General features: G+C 61.9%; 19 protein-coding genes. 10 read left to right on the top strand and 9 right to left on the bottom strand.

The genetic code is table 11. The features are described from left to right. Positions 1–80: 80 nt before the first annotated feature. The gene (locus C8K58_RS30955; RefSeq protein WP_108574851.1) at positions 81–938 is read right to left on the bottom strand and encodes an EamA family transporter; all 858 of its coding nucleotides are present in this window, start codon (positions 936–938) and stop codon (positions 81–83) included. A gap of 102 nt (positions 939–1,040) precedes the next feature. On the opposite strand from C8K58_RS30955, the gene C8K58_RS30950 reads away from it, so the two are divergent. The 3 genes from C8K58_RS30950 to C8K58_RS30940 all read left to right on the top strand — a co-directional run bounded on the left by C8K58_RS30950 (position 1,041) and on the right by C8K58_RS30940 (position 4,831). Beyond that, positions 1,041–1,823, top strand: a complete 783-nt coding sequence (locus C8K58_RS30950) for a helix-turn-helix domain-containing protein (RefSeq protein ID WP_027607519.1) — start codon at positions 1,041–1,043, stop codon at positions 1,821–1,823. Between the two features lie 93 nt (positions 1,824–1,916). After that, positions 1,917–3,470, top strand: a complete 1,554-nt coding sequence (locus tag C8K58_RS30945; RefSeq protein ID WP_027607518.1) for a DUF726 domain-containing protein — start codon at positions 1,917–1,919, stop codon at positions 3,468–3,470. A 41-nt stretch (positions 3,471–3,511) separates the two neighbouring features. Continuing rightward, on the top strand, positions 3,512–4,831 hold the full coding sequence (locus C8K58_RS30940) for an Nramp family divalent metal transporter (protein ID WP_027607517.1): 1,320 nt from the start codon (positions 3,512–3,514) through the stop codon (positions 4,829–4,831). Positions 4,832–4,852: 21 nt separating this feature from the next. On the opposite strand, the gene C8K58_RS30935 is transcribed toward C8K58_RS30940, so the two are convergent. From C8K58_RS30935 to C8K58_RS30925, 3 genes are all read right to left on the bottom strand, one after another. Beyond that, positions 4,853–5,230, bottom strand: a complete 378-nt coding sequence (locus tag C8K58_RS30935) for a type II toxin-antitoxin system VapC family toxin (protein ID WP_027607516.1) — start codon at positions 5,228–5,230, stop codon at positions 4,853–4,855. Then, positions 5,227–5,577, bottom strand: coding sequence for a type II toxin-antitoxin system Phd/YefM family antitoxin (locus C8K58_RS30930; RefSeq protein WP_371263389.1), 351 nt, complete (start codon positions 5,575–5,577; stop codon positions 5,227–5,229). Before C8K58_RS30930 ends, C8K58_RS30935 begins: the two co-directional genes overlap by 4 nt. Positions 5,578–5,703: 126 nt before the next feature. After that, positions 5,704–6,636 (bottom strand): LysR family transcriptional regulator, encoded by a 933-nt coding sequence (locus tag C8K58_RS30925; RefSeq protein ID WP_027607514.1) that lies wholly within the window; start codon positions 6,634–6,636, stop codon positions 5,704–5,706. Positions 6,637–6,753: 117 nt separating this feature from the next. Between C8K58_RS30925 and C8K58_RS30920 the strand changes: the two genes are divergently transcribed. From C8K58_RS30920 to C8K58_RS30910, 3 genes are all read left to right on the top strand, one after another. Next, a complete protein-coding gene (locus C8K58_RS30920; protein ID WP_027607513.1) occupies positions 6,754–7,242 on the top strand; it encodes a DMT family transporter in 489 nt (162 codons plus the stop codon). Between the two features lie 4 nt (positions 7,243–7,246). Beyond that, positions 7,247–7,699 (top strand): DMT family transporter, encoded by a 453-nt coding sequence (locus C8K58_RS30915; RefSeq protein ID WP_027607512.1) that lies wholly within the window; start codon positions 7,247–7,249, stop codon positions 7,697–7,699. 88 nt (positions 7,700–7,787) lie between these two features. After that, positions 7,788–7,958, top strand: coding sequence for a metallothionein (locus C8K58_RS30910; protein ID WP_074846300.1), 171 nt, complete (start codon positions 7,788–7,790; stop codon positions 7,956–7,958). Between the two features lie 44 nt (positions 7,959–8,002). Here the strand turns inward: C8K58_RS30910 and C8K58_RS30905 are convergent, their stop codons facing one another. Both C8K58_RS30905 and C8K58_RS30900 read right to left on the bottom strand, forming a co-directional pair. Further along, a complete protein-coding gene (locus tag C8K58_RS30905) occupies positions 8,003–8,266 on the bottom strand; it encodes a hypothetical protein (RefSeq protein ID WP_027607511.1) in 264 nt (87 codons plus the stop codon). Positions 8,267–8,282: 16 nt separating this feature from the next. Then, positions 8,283–8,525, bottom strand: a complete 243-nt coding sequence (locus C8K58_RS30900) for a DUF6555 family protein (protein ID WP_027607510.1) — start codon at positions 8,523–8,525, stop codon at positions 8,283–8,285. A 116-nt stretch (positions 8,526–8,641) separates the two neighbouring features. On the opposite strand from C8K58_RS30900, the gene C8K58_RS30895 reads away from it, so the two are divergent. The 3 genes from C8K58_RS30895 (at position 8,642) to C8K58_RS30885 (ending at position 10,651) form a co-directional block, all read left to right on the top strand. Continuing rightward, positions 8,642–9,418, top strand: coding sequence for a helix-turn-helix transcriptional regulator (locus tag C8K58_RS30895; RefSeq protein ID WP_027607509.1), 777 nt, complete (start codon positions 8,642–8,644; stop codon positions 9,416–9,418). A gap of 69 nt (positions 9,419–9,487) precedes the next feature. Further along, positions 9,488–9,661, top strand: a complete 174-nt coding sequence (locus C8K58_RS30890; protein ID WP_081744482.1) for a DUF1427 family protein — start codon at positions 9,488–9,490, stop codon at positions 9,659–9,661. A 30-nt stretch (positions 9,662–9,691) separates the two neighbouring features. Further along, the gene (locus C8K58_RS30885) at positions 9,692–10,651 is read left to right on the top strand and encodes a zinc-binding alcohol dehydrogenase family protein (RefSeq protein WP_027607508.1); all 960 of its coding nucleotides are present in this window, start codon (positions 9,692–9,694) and stop codon (positions 10,649–10,651) included. A 16-nt stretch (positions 10,652–10,667) separates the two neighbouring features. Here the strand turns inward: C8K58_RS30885 and C8K58_RS30880 are convergent, their stop codons facing one another. The 3 genes from C8K58_RS30880 to C8K58_RS30870 all read right to left on the bottom strand — a co-directional run bounded on the left by C8K58_RS30880 (position 10,668) and on the right by C8K58_RS30870 (position 13,752). Beyond that, positions 10,668–11,696, bottom strand: a complete 1,029-nt coding sequence (locus C8K58_RS30880; protein WP_027607507.1) for a purine nucleoside permease — start codon at positions 11,694–11,696, stop codon at positions 10,668–10,670. Positions 11,697–11,710: 14 nt separating this feature from the next. After that, on the bottom strand, positions 11,711–12,658 hold the full coding sequence (locus tag C8K58_RS30875; protein ID WP_027607506.1) for a nucleoside-specific channel-forming protein Tsx: 948 nt from the start codon (positions 12,656–12,658) through the stop codon (positions 11,711–11,713). Positions 12,659–12,813: 155 nt separating this feature from the next. Next, on the bottom strand, positions 12,814–13,752 hold the full coding sequence (locus tag C8K58_RS30870; protein ID WP_027607505.1) for an AraC family transcriptional regulator: 939 nt from the start codon (positions 13,750–13,752) through the stop codon (positions 12,814–12,816). A gap of 210 nt (positions 13,753–13,962) precedes the next feature. Here C8K58_RS30870 and C8K58_RS30865 point away from each other — a divergent pair, with 210 nt between their 5' ends. Beyond that, complete coding sequence (locus C8K58_RS30865) at positions 13,963–15,273, top strand: sugar ABC transporter substrate-binding protein (protein ID WP_027607504.1); 1,311 nt, start codon at positions 13,963–13,965, stop codon at positions 15,271–15,273. The last annotated feature ends 3 nt before the right edge of the window (positions 15,274–15,276 follow it).

The following is a 15,276-nucleotide window of genomic DNA, read 5'->3' as shown; positions in this document are numbered from 1 at the left end:
GCGCTTTTTACCTTTCGAAAATTGTGTTTTTGCTGCGTTTGAGGGGACAACACGCCAGTGTGTGTCTGGCGGCGGGCGGTTCACGCCGGCTTGCGGTACAAACCCACGGCCAGGCCGACGACGATGATCGCAATCGAGATCAGGTCTGGCGCGGGAACGCGCTCGCCAATCAGCAGCATCGAACTGCTGATCCCGAACACCGGAATCAACAACGACAGTGGCGCCACCATGGACACCGGGTACAGCTTGAGCAGCGAGTTCCAGCCCCAGTAGGCAAAGTGCGTCGCCAGGTACACCTGAAACAGAATGGACAGGATCGCAATAATGTCGAGGCTGGATTGCAAGCCTTCGAACGGCGCGCTGCCATGCATCAGCCACGCCATGAGAAATAACGGGATCGGCGGAAACAGGCTGGCCCACACCATGAACGAGAAGACCTCAGTGACCCCCGACTTCTTGACGATGACGTTACCCACGCTCCAGGCCAGCGCACTGAGTACGATCAACATCACACCCAGCACTGCGTGGCTGCCTTCTCGGGTGGAGATGATAGCTGCCAGGCCGATCAGGGCCATAAATGCACCCGCCATTTGCGTCCCGCGGAGTGTTTCCCTGAACAACACGCAACCCCAGCCCATGGTGAAAAATACGCTGAGTTGAATGATCAATGACGCGATGCCGGGGCTCACACCCCTCTCGATGCCATAGTTGATCACGCCCCACATGCCCAGCCCGAAGATGACGCCGTAGGCGGCCACGTAGCTGAATTTGACGGCGGGGCGCTTGATGAAGAACACCAGCGGCAGGGCGGCGAGGGAAAAGCGGATGCCCGTGAGGACAAAAGGGTCGACCGAGCGCAGGCCGAGTTTGGTGATGGGGAAATTCACCCCCCATACCAGGGTGACGAGCACGGCTAACGCCAGGTGTTTTTTCAGCATGGAATGTTCCCTTGGTCATGACGCTTTTCGAGGGCGTTGATGTTAGGGAGGGGCGGGTTGGCCCGCTTGCTATACAAGGCCATCTTTTGACAGAATCGGGCCATGATTCCGACCTTTGATTCCGCCAGCCCAGAAGCCGTGGTAACGCTGCGCGAATACCCTTGCGGCACCGTCTTTGAGCGGCACACGCACTCACGTGGGCAGTTCGCCTATGCCTCCACCGGCGCGCTGAAAATGTTCACCGATCTCGGCAACTGGGTGGTACCGCCGCAACGGGCGATCTGGGTGCCGGGTGGTGTGCCCCATGAAATGCATATGCGCGGGGATGTGGTGATGCTCAATACCTACCTGGACGCCGATGCCGCTAAGCGGGCGCGGTTGCAGGAGCGCTGCCAGGTGTTTGAAGTGTCGCCCCTGCTCAGGCATTTACTGGAGGCGGCGCTGGCTATCGACTCCTCGGCATTACCCAGCGTGAGGCATCACTGCGTGCTGACGCTGTTGATTGATGAAATCGCAGCCATGCCCGAGCTGCCACTCAGCGCGCCATTGCCGCGCGAGCCGCGGCTGGCGCGAGCATGTCAGCGCTTCCTGGATGCGCCCACGCAGAAAATCACCCTCGATGAGATGGCTGATTGGTCGAACATGAGCCGGCGCACCTTCACCCGCCATTTCTACGAGGGCACGGGGATGACGTTCGTGTCCTGGCGCCAACAGGTGTGCCTATTGGAAGCCACCGCACGGCTAAGCCATGGCACGTCCATCACCGATGTCGCGTTCGAATTGGGGTTCAGCAGTTCCAGTGCATTCACCTCCGTGTTCCGGCGCAACCTGGGGGATTCGCCGGCGCGCTACCTGGCCAAATCAAAGGCTGCGGCGCAGTTCTGAGCCTTCGCGACCGCCACGCCGGTCAGGATTCACCGTTCTGCAGGCCTCCCTTTGTTATTATCGCCGTCCCTCGTCACCAGGAGTCACCGGCCCATGCAGCACCAGTGGGATGAAATGCACCGCACCCGCAAGCCCACGTTCGTATTGTGCGGCGAGCCTCAGGGCGATGTGCTCAATCTCTATGTTCACGGTTACTCGGCGTTCTTTAACCGGCAACAGCTGGGCAATTTCAAGCAACAGCTGGCGGGTATCGAGGGGTCGACCAACCTGATGCTGTTCTGGCCGGCGGGGCATTTCCTGGAAAACCTGTTTGCGCCCTTCAAGGAGGTGATCGCCGCGATGCTGGGGGGTGGCAGCATCGGTGCCGCGACCGTCGGCGTGGGCAAGGCGATTGCCTATTTTCTCGACCACTATAAAAGCGTCGAGGCGCGGGTGGACGAAGTGGCCAGGAGCTTGCTGCCGGAGCTGGCCAGCTACCTGCATGGCGAGGCGCTGGAGGTGCGGCGTATCAACCTGATCGGGCATTCCCTGGGGGCGCGGATTCTGGTCAAGAGCCTGCTGGCCAGCCCGGATACCGCCCGGGAACTGCCGTTGGACAACCTGCTGTTGATGGGCGGGGCGATCTGTACGTCCAGCCCTTGGGATGAGGTGTGTGCGCCGCTCAAGGGGCGGGTGATCAATTGCCACTCCAGCAAGGACTGGGCCCTGGCCATGAAGCCGGACACCGAGCGGTGCATCGGCCGGTATGCGATCCCGGTGACGCCGGCACTCAAGGCCAAGGTTACCAATGTGCACCTGGCTACTTTTGATCATGCCGCGTACTGGCCGCAGTTGCAGACCGTGGTGCAGTACACCGACCTGTTGCAGGAGCGGCGCGGCCTGATCCGCGCCGACCAGCGCAGCAGCGAGGTACGCTTTGCCGAAGAGGACACCGACTTGTTTGCGGCCCTGGTGCAGGCGCGGCCGGAGGAGCTGGCGTTCCTGGCCGAATTGATGGCGCAAAAGCGCAGTGCATCGATCGACGCCACGGTGCGCGAGCCGCTCAAGCTGGCCATCGAGTTGCAGCGCATGGGCGGCGACAGCTTTATGAACCTGGCCCGTGGCCATGGCGTGAACTATCGGCAGATTGCCGAAGAGGTGGCGCAGCGACTGGGAATCAAGTTTGCCGAGCCCGTTGAAACGGTGGCATTGGCTGACCTCGAAGCCCGGGTCGCGGAAAAGCTGCTCGAGCAGTACAAGGACAAACTCAGCCACGCCGACCGCCAGGTATTCGATGCTGAGCTCAAGGCGGCCGCGCAAAAGGAGCAGGGTCTGTTCAGCCGTTTCGATCTCGGCCGAACAGCCACTACGGCGTTGAGCGGCACGGCGCTGGCCGGGTTGACCGGGTTTATCCTGCGTCGGGGTGCGGCCTCCGCGATCCCGGTGGTCGGCCAGGCGTTGGCGGCGGCGATGCTGCTGGTGAGTGGTGTACGGGCGTTTTCCGGCCCGGCGTACTCGATCACCACCCTGGCCGTGCTGGTGATTGGGGGGATTCGCCAGCGCATGGAGCGTGAAGCCTTGAACCAGGAGATGGACCTGGTGGTGCAGGTCGTGGAGGCGTTTGACCTGCCTCGGAAGACGGTGATGCGCACGGTTGCTTCCGACTGATAAGCTGAGCCCCTGTCGAGTGTGTTTGCCTGGGATACCGCGTGAAATTCAGCCTGCCGAAAATCGCTACCGCTCCATTCTGCCCGCCGGAAGTGGCCGGCTCCGTTGCCGTTGACCCCAAGGCGTCCTTCTTCAAGCGCATCCTGATGTTCGCCGGCCCCGGCCTGCTGATCTCCATCGGCTACATGGACCCGGGCAACTGGGCCACGGCCATCGAAGCCGGGTCGCGCTACGGCTACAGCCTGTTGTTCGTGGTATTGCTCGCCAGCCTGGCGGGGATGGCGGTGCAGTGCCTGTGCTCGCGCTTGGGTATCGCTACCGGCAAGGACTTGGCGCAACTGTGCCGTGAGCGCTACAGCAAACGCTCGGCACGCACCCAGTGGGTGCTGGCGGAAATCTCCATCATCGCCACCGACCTCGCCGAAGTACTCGGCTGCGCCCTGGCGTTTCACCTGTTGCTGGGCGTTTCCCTGACCACCGGCATTGTCATCACCGCCTTCGATACGCTGTTGGTCCTGGCCCTGCAAAACCGGGGGTTCCGCCGCCTGGAAGCGATCATGCTGGCGCTGGTGGCGACCATCGGCGTGTGTTTCTTCATTGAGCTGGTGCTGATCAAACCGTATTGGCCGGATGTGTTCAGCGGCTTCACCCCATCACTGTCGGCCATCAGCGATGCCGCGCCGTTGTACCTGGCCATCGGTATTCTCGGCGCCACGGTGATGCCCCATAACCTCTACCTGCACAGCTCGGTCGTGCAAACCCGCCTGATCGGCAAAGACCTCGCCAGCAAACAGGACGCGGTCAAGCTGGCCCGGATCGACACCATTGGCTCCCTGGCCCTGGCACTGCTGGTCAACGCCGCCATCCTGATACTCGCGGCCTCCGCCTTCTACAAGACCGGGCACACTGGGGTGGTGGAGATCCAGGACGCCTACCGCTTGCTTGACCCGTTGGTGGGCGGCGCCTTTGCCAGCATCCTGTTCGGCATCGCCTTGCTGGCGTCCGGGCAAAGCTCGACCTTTACCGGCACCATCGCCGGGCAAGTGATCATGGAGGGGTATCTCAACCTGCGCATTCCCTGCTGGCAACGCCGCCTGATCACCCGTGGGCTGGCGCTGATCCCGGCGTTTCTCGGGGTGTGGTTGATGGGCGACCAGGCCATTGGCAAGCTGCTGATCCTCAGCCAGGTGGTGCTCAGCCTGCAGTTGCCGTTTGCGTTGTACCCGTTGATCCGCATGACCGGCGACAAGCAGCTGATGGGGCCGTTCGTCAATCGCCTGCACACCCGGGTGCTGGCATGGTTTCTGTTTGCGCTGATCAGTGGCGCCAATGCGTGGTTGATCGGGCAGTGGGTGTTCTGAGTTCCAGGCCGTAGGTGCGGGCTATACCAGGATTGCCAAGGATGTGTACTGGGCAATCTGCGTGTCGGCGGTCAATAGCCTCATCGGTTCACTGATGGCTGTCGCTACGATGAGCCGATCAAAAGGGTCTTTGTGATGAGGCTCAAGCTCCTTGACGGCGATCGCGTGTTCCGAGGTGATGGGCAGTTCGACGAAACCGCTTTCAAGGCAGTATCCCCGGATTTCGTCCAGGTCTGCATCGAGTTTTCCAAGGCCGACCTTGATCGCCATTTCCCAGAAGGTTGCCGCGCTGACGTAGATCTCTGCGGCATTCTCGATCAGTCGTCGGGCTTTGCTGGATAGCTTCGGGTCGTCACTCAGTGCCCAGAGCAGAACATGGGTATCCAGCAGCACCCTCATGGATGGCTGCTCTCAAACGCATCCAGCAGATCGCCTGGCAGGGGCGCATCAAAGTCCTCGGGGACAACGAGCTTTCCTTTCATCGCGCCAATTCGCTGACCGTTGGATTTCCCCACGGGAACAAGTTGTGCCATCGCACGCCCATGCTTGGCAATGGTGATAATTTTGCCGGCGGCGGCGTCATCCACCAGTTTTGACAGGTTATTTTTTGCTTCGCCCAAGGGTACGGTAATCATGAGGTGCTCCGCGTATTTTGGCCAAATATAGCCAAAACTGGGTGAGCTATCCAAGACGAGCCGACCGCTGGTTGCCGCCTCACGTTCAGCGCGTGACGGCTTTGGGTACATGAAAACCATGGCATCTCTCCAAAAAGGACATCGCCAAAGTCTGCCCCAATGCACCCGGTCCAAAATAGGGTGGCCCGTTAAATCAGACCGAACCTACTTTTACTACTCGGAAAATTCCTCAACCGTTTATCGATCCCAATACGGCACCGTCCCAAAACACTCCACGAAATAATCGATCACCGTGCGCACCTTCAGCGACAGCCTGCGGCTCCCCGGCCACAGCGCCGCGATCTGCTGCGGCTCCAGCGTGGTCGCCACTTCATATTCCGTCAGTACTGCTTGCAGGGTGCCAGCGCGCAGGCCTTCGCCGATCAGCCAGGACGGAAACACCACCAGGCCCAGGCCTTGTTCAGCGGCGTGGGTGAGGGTGTCGGCGTGGTTGCCGGTGATCGGGCCCTTGACGCTGTAGGGCGTCCAGTCGTCCTGGCCTTTGCGGAAGAACCAGCGTTGCTGGCCGGTGATGCCCTTGTAGGCCAGGCACTGATGATGGAGCAGTTCCTCGGGGTGCTGGGGCGTGCCCTGGCGGGCCAGGTAGGCTGGGCTGGCGGCGAGGCGAAAGCGCTGGGGGGCGAAGATGCGTGCCTGCATGCTGGAATCGTTGAGCACGCCGATACGGAACAGCAGGTCGGTGCCGTCTTGCAGCGGGTCGACGTATGTATCGGTTTGCTGGATGTCCAGTTGCAGCTTCGGGTAGCGCCGGCATAACTCGCCCAGCCACGGTGACAGGTGACGCTGGCCGAACACCATCGGCGCGTTGATGCGCACCAGGCCGCTGGGTTCGCTTTCCTGTTCCTGCAGGGCCTGGCCGGCGGCTTCCAGCTGTTCGAGCAGCAAGCGCGCGTGTCGCCCCAGCAGGCGCCCGGCCTCGGTGGGGCTCACTGCGCGGGTGTGGCGGTAGAGCAACTGCTGGCCGAGGGCCTGCTCCATCAGTTGGATCTGCCGGGAGATGGAGGAGGGCGCCAGGCCTTCGCGGCGGGCCACTTCGGAAAAGCTGCCGTGATCCAGCACCGCGACGAACAGGCGCAGCGCCTTGAAACTCAATTCATTCAAGCCCTGCATCAGGCCTCCGGGTTGTGCGTATTGCGCAAAGGTGTTGTCGGCATACTCCCATTTATCGCACAGGCAGGCCACCGGATAATGCGTGCCATGTTTCCTTTATTGACGCGCAGGTGATGTATGCAGGCCAGTTCTATCGAGGGTGTGGCGCAAGCCAGGCCAAAAAACAGCCTTTTACGGTTGCTGTTGTTGCCGCTGGTGATCCTGGCAGGCATGGGGCTGTCGGTGGAGGCCGGGTTGCTCGGGCCATTGGGCGTGCAGGTTGGGCATTTATGGGCAACCTTGAGCATCTTCGGTGTCGGCTCGGCGATTCTGTTTTTGCTGCTGCTGTTCAGCGGCCCGCAAAAGGGCCCGGCGTTGTCCGAGTTGCCGCGCTGGCAACTGATCGGTGGGTTCCTGGGGCCGATGTATGTGGTGGTGCTGACCCTGGCCACGCCGCACATCGGTATTGCCATGACCATGATCGCAATTTTGTCCGGCCAGGTGGGCAAGAGCGTGCTGATCGACCATTTCGGCTGGTTCGGCACCGCACGCAAACGGGTCAATGGCGAGCGCTGGATAGCCCTGGCGTTGATTGTGGCGGCACTTGTTCTGATTGCACGAGGGTAAGGCGATGAATCTGATTCTGTTATTGGTGCTGGTGATCGCGGCGGGCGCGGTGTTGAGTGTGCAGGCGGCGATCAATGGTCGCCTCGGCCAGGCGGTGGGCGTGTTGCGCAGCAGTCTGCTGACGTTTGCGGTGGGCGCGCTCACTACCGCGTTGTTGATTTTCTTCTTCGAGCCGGCCCAGTCCGTGAGCCTGCTCGACGTACCCAAATGGCAATTGACCGGCGCCCTGTTCGGCGTGGTGTACATGATGGTGATGGTCGGGGCCGTGCCGGTGGTCGGTACTGCAGTGGCGACCGTGGCCGTGATTACCGGGCAATTGGGCATGGGCATGCTGATCGATAACTTCGGGTGGCTGGGCAACCCGGCCGTCGAACTGTCGAGCAGCCGCATCCTGGCGATGGTATGCCTGGCTCTGGCCTTGGTGTTCATGTACCGCAGCAATACGCGCACCGACTGATGGTTTGAACCATCGCCGACGCCTGGCAGTCACTGCTTAAGGTGCCGGCAACCGCCGCACCGGACGACCATGAAGAAGGAGTCTGGCCATGCCTGATCAAACCTGTGCCTGCCCGCATTGCAAGTGTGTGCTGGGCGTCGATGCGGTAATGAAGGACGGTAAGGGCTATTGCTGCCAGGGCTGCGCCGAGCATCATGCCCATGGCGAGCCTTGTGCGGCGGCGACGGGGTGCGAGTGCGCCAAGTCGGCTAAAGGCTGAATACGTTCGCAGGGAGCGTCGATAGTGGGCTCCCTGCGTATCCCTTACTGGGGTTCCAGCTCCAGGCGCAGGCTGTGGTCGGACAAGCGCCGGCTGTCTTTTACCACGCCGCTGGTTCGTCGACCTTCGAGGGCCAGCACCAGGGTCTGCGCATCATGCAAATCGTCCGGCAGCGGCTGGAACACCTTCAGCACCAGCCAGCCGGGCTTATGCTGCACGCTCACCTGGCACTCGACATGCTTGGCCAGTGGCCCGAACAATGTGTCCCGGGTGTAATCGATGCGTGCCTTGCCGTTGATTGAATCCATGCTCATTTCTCCTTGATCAAGCCTGGGCGCGCGCATCCGAGCGGCGCCATTGCACGTTTTTTATGCCGAATTTCTCGGCCTGTTCCTGGCTGGTTTTCTTCACCCGCTCGCGGGCGAAACGGCCGATACGGCCCACGCCAGCGTCACAGCTTGCCCAATGCCAGGCCTCCAAGGTATCGAGCTTTTCCAGACGAATAATGAAGGACTTGGCTTCGCCATGAAGGGTGTAGTCGATCACAAACAGTTTTGCGTTATTCATTGGCCCCTCAACCCTGGTGGTGTAAGCAAGTGATCGCCCTCGGCGGCAAAAATTCACTCGGATTGTCCGGCGGTGGTCATTACCATGGCGGCTGACTCCCGATAGATGTGCTCCCCATGGCCCTGGCCGCACCCCCTGACCTCAGTGATCACGCCGTCCCCGTGCAACCCTTGGCGCGTACTTACCCGCGTGGTCTGTACGTGGAGCCCCATCGCCACGACTGGGGCCAATTGCTCTATGCCATGAGCGGCGTGATGTGGGTCGAGACCCCTCGTGAAGCCCTGGTGGTGCCGCCCCAGCGTGCGGTCTGGCTGCCGCCGGGTGTGGAGCATGGCATCCGGGTGGTGTCGGATTTACAGATGCGCAATATCTACTTGCGCCCGGCCTTGGCGGCGACATTGGACCGCCAGGTGCAGGTGATTGAAGTCGGTGGGCTGCTGCGTGAGTTGATCGTCACGCTGGTGGAACAGGGCGACAGCGGTGACGCGGGGTATTACGCCGCCTTGGTCGGCCTGGCCCTGCTGGAGTTGCAACGGGCGCGGCGCTCGCAGATTCGTATCGCCATGCCGGTGGAAGCTGACCGCCGGTTGATCAGCGCTTGCCAGGCGGTGATGGCCGCACCTTCGCTGGACATCCCTTTCGAGCAGCATGCCGAAGCGGCGGGTGCCAGCGTGCGCACCTTGGCGCGACTGTTCCAGCACCACCTGGGCATGGGCTTTGCCGAATGGCGCCGCCAGGTGCAATTGGCCACGGCGGTGGCCGAGTTGATCCAGGGCCAGTCGGTCAGTGCTGTCGCGCGTTCCCTGGGCTATTCGCCGAGCAGTTTCAGCGACATGTTCCGGCGTGAACTGGGGATGGCGCCTTCCCAGTACGTGAGTTGGCCGAAATCCTGAAGCCCTTGGCCGATGCTGCCGGGATGGGCTCCCTACACTAAGCCCATCAACCCAACAGGCGTCGCCCCCATGAGTTACCTGATCTCCCTTGGCATTGGCCTTTTTGTCGGCGTGATCTACGGCGCGCTGGACTTCCGTTCGCCCGCACCGCCTGCCATTGCGCTGGTGGGCCTGATGGGCATGCTGCTCGGCGAAAAACTCTGGCCCATGGGGCGGCAGTTGCTCAGCGGTTGGTGGTCCTGATTCCTTTTCTCCCTTCGATGGATACTGGCAATGAAAGCACTGCAATTTTCCGCTACTGGCGACCTCGGCGCCCTGAGCTTCGTCGACGTCGCCACGCCGGTACCGGCCGCCGATGAAGTGCTGGTACAGATCAAGGCGGCGGGCCTCAACCCCAGCGACGTGAAGAACGTACTCGGGCGTTTCCCCTACACCACCGTGCCGCGCATACCTGGCCGCGACTTCGCCGGCGTGGTCGTGCAGGGGCCCCAGGCGCTGGTGGGGCAGGAGGTCTGGGGCACCGGTCGCGACCTGGGCTTTTTCGCCGACGGTTCCCACGCCCAATACCTCACCGTGTCGGCCAAAGGCGTGGCGCATAAACCTGCCCACCTGAGTTTTGCCCAGGCCGCCAGCCTGGGTGTGCCCTACACCACGGCCTGGGATGCGCTGCAGCGCAGTGGCGTGGGCAAAGGCACGCGCTTGCTGGTGATCGGCGCCAATGGGGCGGTGGGCAGCGCGGCATTAGCCTTGGGGAGGGTCCTGGGTGCCCAGGTGTTGGCGGCGGTGCGCAAGGCTGACCAGGTCGAGGTATTGCAGGCGCAAGGGTTCGACGCGATTGCGTTGGGCAAGCCCGAAGCGCTGGGCGCGCAGGTGAATGCGGTGTTCAAGGGCGGCGCCGATGTGATCTTCGACACCACCGGTTTCTGGCTGCCGGCGGCCGTGGCAGGCCTGGCGCCGTTCGGTCGCATCGCGATCATTGCCGCGCCGGTGGACGGTCACGTACAACTGCCGGCCCTGGCCCTGTATCGCAAGGGCGGCTCGGTGGTGGGGATCAATTCATTGCTCTACAACTGTGAGCAGTGCGCGGTGATGCTGGAGCAGTTCGGACGTTTTTTCGACGAAGGCTTGTTGCCGCTGCCCACCGGCCTGCGCGAGGTGGCGCTGGCCGATGGCGTGCAGTGCTATGAGGACGTGAATCAAGGCTGTGCGGACAAGATCATCTTGCTGCCTTGACCCATGTCGCTCCGCACTAGGCTTCTGGGACGCCTTTTTCCCACGCCTGCCAGTTCTTGAGGATCGCCTGTACCAGCGGGTTCCCCGTGCGGTACAGGTTTTCCAGCGCCGGTACGAACCCGCCCTGGTCGGCGTACTTGAGCAGGTTGTCGACTTCGCTGTAGCCGGGGTATGGGCGGTCGAAGTCCGAACCGGCACGTACGACGGCCAGGCGCTGGATGTCCACCAACCCCTCGCGGCTGGCGCGCAGCAAGGCTTCGTAGGTGGAGTTGTCTTCCTGTTGGGTGGTGCAGTACTCGCCTTTGTTATCCGTGAGCAGCTTGGTCCACACCTCGGCGCGTTCGCTCAGGCGCGTACCGGAGAACCAGGTGTTGCCCGCCAGGGTGTCGCAGCGGGTGACTCGCGGCGGCTGGTTGGCGGGGGCGGCGGGGTAGTGTTTGCGCCAGGCGGCGGACTCTTTGCTTTCCGTAAGTTCGACGGTGTGCGACAGGGCGAACGCCTTGGCCTGCAGCTTGGGGTTCAGCTCAAACACTTCGGTCTTGTAGTCCAGCGGCGGCTTTTCGTTGGGCCCCTTGGTGTTGATGCCAAGGTAGCCGGTCGGCCAATCCTTGGGCGCATCCCGCGAATCCAGCTCCCACTGGGTGCCGAACTCCACCAGGTAGTGGGCCCAGGCGGCAGTGCCGATGGTGCCGTGTTTCGGGCTGATCCCGGCAATCCCGGCGATCAGGAAATAGCTCTGGCGCAGGTCGAACTTGGGCGACAACGCCAGGGCCAGGGTGGACGCGGCGGCGTTGGTCTGGCCCATGCCGGTCACCAGCAGGCACACGTCCCGGGTGTTGCAGCGGATCACCGGGTATTCGGCAGACAGGCCCGGCACGCGCACTTCCTGCTTGAGTTCCAGGCGGTCGATCCAGGTTTGCGCCTCGGGGGCGAACATGGTGATCAGCATCACCTTGGGCTTGATGGGGGCAGCAGAATCAGCCAGCACCACATGGGGCAGCAGGGCAAGGCCGACGGCCAGCGAAAGACGGGTAAATGTATTCATCTAATACTCCTTGATCAGAATTGGTAGCCCACGCCAGCGTAATAACCCCAGCCGTCGGAGCGGGCGCGGAAGTTACCCTCGCCGAAGTTCAACTCACTGCCATCTTCCCAGTTGCCGCCGTTATGAAAATAACGACCGACCAGGGTGAAGCGCAGGTGGGTGAAGGAATACAGCAGCACGTTGGTCGCCACCAGGGCGTTGGCGGTGCGCGCCGGGTTGTCCTTGTGCAGGTCCGAGCCGAAATCGTAGTTGGTGAAACCGATATAGGTCAGCGACGCACCGTTATCGAACTTGCCGATGGGCACGATGTATTTCATCTGTGCGCGGTAGCCATCCCAGGAATACTCATTGCTGGCGCCGTAGTTTTCCCACTGGTAACGCCCGTAGAAGTTCGCCGACAAGTTGACCCGCGAGTGGGTGTCGATATCGGTGCCGAGGCCGCTGTACAGGGTGTTGGCACGGTTGGCTTTGTTGCTGCCGTGGTCGTAGATCCAGTCGAACGCCACATACCATTCCTTGAACGGGCCGATGGCCAGGCTGCGTCCGGCCAGGTAGTCGATGGAGATACGCGGCTCGTGCTCCATGAACACCGGCGAGCCATGGTCCCACGCGCCTTTGTCGTTACTGTTGCCGATGCCGAGGATCTTCGGCACGTCGATGTAGCCGTACAACTCGAAGGGCCCCTTGCGGCCGAAGTACTCGTATTCCAGGTACACATCATCCTGGGGCTTGGGGCCGAAGCTGATGTCTTTACTGCCGATCAGCGTCAGGTCCTGGTTGAACCATTCCGACAGATAGACGCCTTTTTTTGCCGGGCTGGCCTCAGGGCTCAGGGTTTCGCCCTGTGCTGAGTCATCCACGGGTTTTTCCTGCGCCAAAATGGGCGCGCTGAGTACTCCCGTTACGGCGGCCAGTAGCAAGGAAACACCAAAGCAGGCACGGGGCCTTGAGGTGGGGTGCATTGAAAGTCCCTATTCGTACGCGGTTTGAACCCGATTCATCGGGTCGTGGTGAACTTGGCGGTCAAGTTCGTACCGCAAACGGTTGCACAGGCTGTACCAACTTTTCTTAATGGCTTGAATGTCATGGAAAAAAGCAGAATTACTCGACCTTTTGATCAGAAATGACTGGGTGTCATTTTCTCGATGGGGTTGAACAGGTGTATCGGCGGTTCGCGGCGATATTCACTGGGCGTCTGGTGCATCTCGATCCGGAAGTGCCGGTTGAAGTTGGACAGGTTGGCGTAGCCCACTTCAAAACAGATATCCGCCACCGACATCTCGCTTTGCAGCAATAACCGACAGGCGCGTTGCACGCGGAATTTGCGCATCAGGTCGATAAACCCATGGCCCGTGTTGCGCTTGAAGAAACGTGAGAAGCCCGGTTCGCTCATGTCCAACTGTTGGGCGATGACCGAGAGGCGCACGTCGCCGGTGAGTTCGCGCATCAGGTAGTCGAAGGCCTTGTTGATGCGCTCGGCGCTGCGTGCGTCCAGGGTCGGGGCGTAACAGGGGCTGGCCAGGGCCTTTACCTGCTGGGCCGGGGCGTTTTTCAGGCTGTCGAGCAGTTGCAGGAACAGGGTCAGCCGTTGCAGGCCGTGGGCGTTGCCGATAGCTTCCATCAACCTCGCAGCCTGTACGGCGGTGTCGCCGCTGAACTCCAGGCCGCGCCGGGCCTGTTCGAACAACGGCTGCAAGTCGCCGAGTTCCGGCAGGGTGTTGCGCAGGGCGAGGAGGGCGGCGCCGTCGAATTGCAGCACCACGTCGCGGCCGGCCAGGTGTTCGCCGGGGGCCAGTTCGCCGATCCAGTCATGGGGCAGGTCCGGGCCGATCAGCGCCACATGCCCGGCACTGAACGCACCGATATAGTCGCCCGCCACCAACTTGCCGCTGCCTTGGCGGATCAGGTGGATTTCAAATTCGGGATGGTGATTCCAGCGCGCCAGATCGTAAGGGTAGTCGTGCTCAAACCAGCGAAAGCAGTGCTGCGGCTCGGGCAGGATCACCTCAAGCTCGGCGGGGCGATGTTCGAACAGCTTGGCGCGACTGACGGGCATGGTGCTGCCTCTTCTATGGGTGCAGTCGCCTCAAAATACGCGGGTGGCACTACCTGCGCTACCCCCGGTTTCGCCCGGCACTGATACTTTTTTGCGCCCTATTCAGCGGTTAAAAAAGTATCAGCCAGGCATGCGTCAGGCGTTTGTGAGGGCCTGGCCCAAGCTGCTGTAATCGGCCCTCAACAACAAAAACAACAGGTGGAAACCGCTATGTCCAAGATTCCGCAAGCGTTGTTCCTGCTTTCCGGCCTGGCCTTGGCTATGCCCAGCCAGGCAGCCGACACCGTGACCATCGCCACGGTCAATAACAGCGACATGATCCGCATGCAGCGCCTGTCCAAAGTGTTCGAGCAGCAGCATCCGGACATCCAGCTCAACTGGGTGGTGCTGGAAGAAAACGTGCTGCGCCAGCGCCTCACCACCGATATCGCCACCCAGGGCGGCCAGTTCGATGTGCTCACCATCGGCACCTACGAAACCCCGCTGTGGGGCGCCAAGCACTGGCTGGAACCGCTGACCCAATTGCCGGCCGATTACGACGCCGACGATATCTTCCCCTCGGTCCGCCAGGGCCTGTCGGTCAACGACACCCTGTATGCCTTGCCGTTCTACGGGGAAAGCACCGTCACCTACTACCGCACCGACCTGTTCAAGCAGGCCGGTCTGAGCATGCCTGCGCACCCGACCTGGACCCAGCTGGGTGAATTCGCCGCCAAGCTCACGGACAAGAACAACGGCCAATACGGCATGTGCCTGCGCGGCAAGGCCGGTTGGGGCGAGAACATCGCGCTGCTGAGCACCATGGCCAACGCCTTCGGTGCGCGTTGGTTCGATGAGCAGTGGAAGCCTGAGCTGACCAGTCCCGAATGGACCGCCGCCGCCAACTTCTACGTCAACACCCTCAAGCAATACGGCCCGCCCGGCGTGTCCAGCAACGGTTTCAACGAAACCCTGGCGCTGTTCAACAGCGGCAAGTGCGCGATCTGGGTCGATGCCAGCGTCGCCGGCTCCTTCACCACCGACAAGAGCCAGAGCAAAGTCGCCGACAGCGTAGGCTTCGCCGCGGCCCCCACCGAAGTCACCGACAAGGGATCCTCCTGGCTGTACGCCTGGTCGCTGGCCATCCCGGCCACGTCCAAGCACAAGGACGCCGCCAAGGCCTTTATCGCCTGGGCCACGTCCAAGGACTACATCCAGCTGGTCGCCGATAAAGAAGGCATCACCAACGTACCGCCTGGCACCCGCCAGTCCACCTACAACGCGGGGTACCTCCAGGCCGCACCGTTTGCCCAGGTGACCCTGGAGATGATGCGGCATGCCGACCCCGCGCACCCGTCGGCCAAACCCGTGCCGTACGTGGGCATCCAGTACGTGACCATTCCCGAGTTCCAGGCCATCGGCACGTCCGTCGGCAAGCTGTTCTCGGCGGCGCTGACGGGGGGCATGTCGGTCGAGCAGGCGTTGCTCCAGGCGCAGTCCACCACCGAGCGCGAAATGAAACGCGCCGGCTATCCCAAATAATGT

Origin of the sequence: Pseudomonas sp. GV047, from assembly GCF_003058245.1 — a bacterium.
GTDB lineage: Bacteria > Pseudomonadota > Gammaproteobacteria > Pseudomonadales > Pseudomonadaceae > Aquipseudomonas > Aquipseudomonas marginalis.
The sequence above is the reverse complement of the archived record's forward strand: the minus strand, read 5'-3'. Positions and strand labels throughout refer to the sequence as shown.

Excerpts from the sequence above, each read along its gene's own strand:
- C8K58_RS30935 (WP_027607516.1), bottom strand. The coding sequence starts at position 5,230 with ATGAGGGTGCTGCTGGATACCCATGTTCTGCTCTGGGCACTGAGTGAC.
- C8K58_RS30890 (WP_081744482.1), top strand. The coding sequence starts at position 9,488 with ATGAGTTACCTGATCTCCCTTGGCATTGGCCTTTTTGTCGGCGTGATC.
- C8K58_RS30905 (WP_027607511.1), bottom strand. The coding sequence starts at position 8,266 with ATGGATTCAATCAACGGCAAGGCACGCATCGATTACACCCGGGACACA.
- C8K58_RS30895 (WP_027607509.1), top strand. The coding sequence starts at position 8,642 with ATGGCCCTGGCCGCACCCCCTGACCTCAGTGATCACGCCGTCCCCGTG.
- C8K58_RS30925 (WP_027607514.1), bottom strand. The coding sequence starts at position 6,636 with ATGCAGGGCTTGAATGAATTGAGTTTCAAGGCGCTGCGCCTGTTCGTC.
- C8K58_RS30920 (WP_027607513.1), top strand. The coding sequence starts at position 6,754 with ATGCAGGCCAGTTCTATCGAGGGTGTGGCGCAAGCCAGGCCAAAAAAC.
- C8K58_RS30900 (WP_027607510.1), bottom strand. The coding sequence starts at position 8,525 with ATGAATAACGCAAAACTGTTTGTGATCGACTACACCCTTCATGGCGAA.
- C8K58_RS30885 (WP_027607508.1), top strand. The coding sequence starts at position 9,692 with ATGAAAGCACTGCAATTTTCCGCTACTGGCGACCTCGGCGCCCTGAGC.
- C8K58_RS30865 (WP_027607504.1), top strand. The coding sequence starts at position 13,963 with ATGTCCAAGATTCCGCAAGCGTTGTTCCTGCTTTCCGGCCTGGCCTTG.
- C8K58_RS30930 (WP_371263389.1), bottom strand. The coding sequence starts at position 5,577 with ATGTACCCAAAGCCGTCACGCGCTGAACGTGAGGCGGCAACCAGCGGT.
- C8K58_RS30880 (WP_027607507.1), bottom strand. The coding sequence starts at position 11,696 with ATGAATACATTTACCCGTCTTTCGCTGGCCGTCGGCCTTGCCCTGCTG.
- C8K58_RS30870 (WP_027607505.1), bottom strand. The coding sequence starts at position 13,752 with ATGCCCGTCAGTCGCGCCAAGCTGTTCGAACATCGCCCCGCCGAGCTT.
- C8K58_RS30915 (WP_027607512.1), top strand. The coding sequence starts at position 7,247 with ATGAATCTGATTCTGTTATTGGTGCTGGTGATCGCGGCGGGCGCGGTG.
- C8K58_RS30910 (WP_074846300.1), top strand. The coding sequence starts at position 7,788 with ATGCCTGATCAAACCTGTGCCTGCCCGCATTGCAAGTGTGTGCTGGGC.
- C8K58_RS30945 (WP_027607518.1), top strand. The coding sequence starts at position 1,917 with ATGCAGCACCAGTGGGATGAAATGCACCGCACCCGCAAGCCCACGTTC.
- C8K58_RS30955 (WP_108574851.1), bottom strand. The coding sequence starts at position 938 with ATGCTGAAAAAACACCTGGCGTTAGCCGTGCTCGTCACCCTGGTATGG.
- C8K58_RS30950 (WP_027607519.1), top strand. The coding sequence starts at position 1,041 with ATGATTCCGACCTTTGATTCCGCCAGCCCAGAAGCCGTGGTAACGCTG.
- C8K58_RS30875 (WP_027607506.1), bottom strand. The coding sequence starts at position 12,658 with ATGCACCCCACCTCAAGGCCCCGTGCCTGCTTTGGTGTTTCCTTGCTA.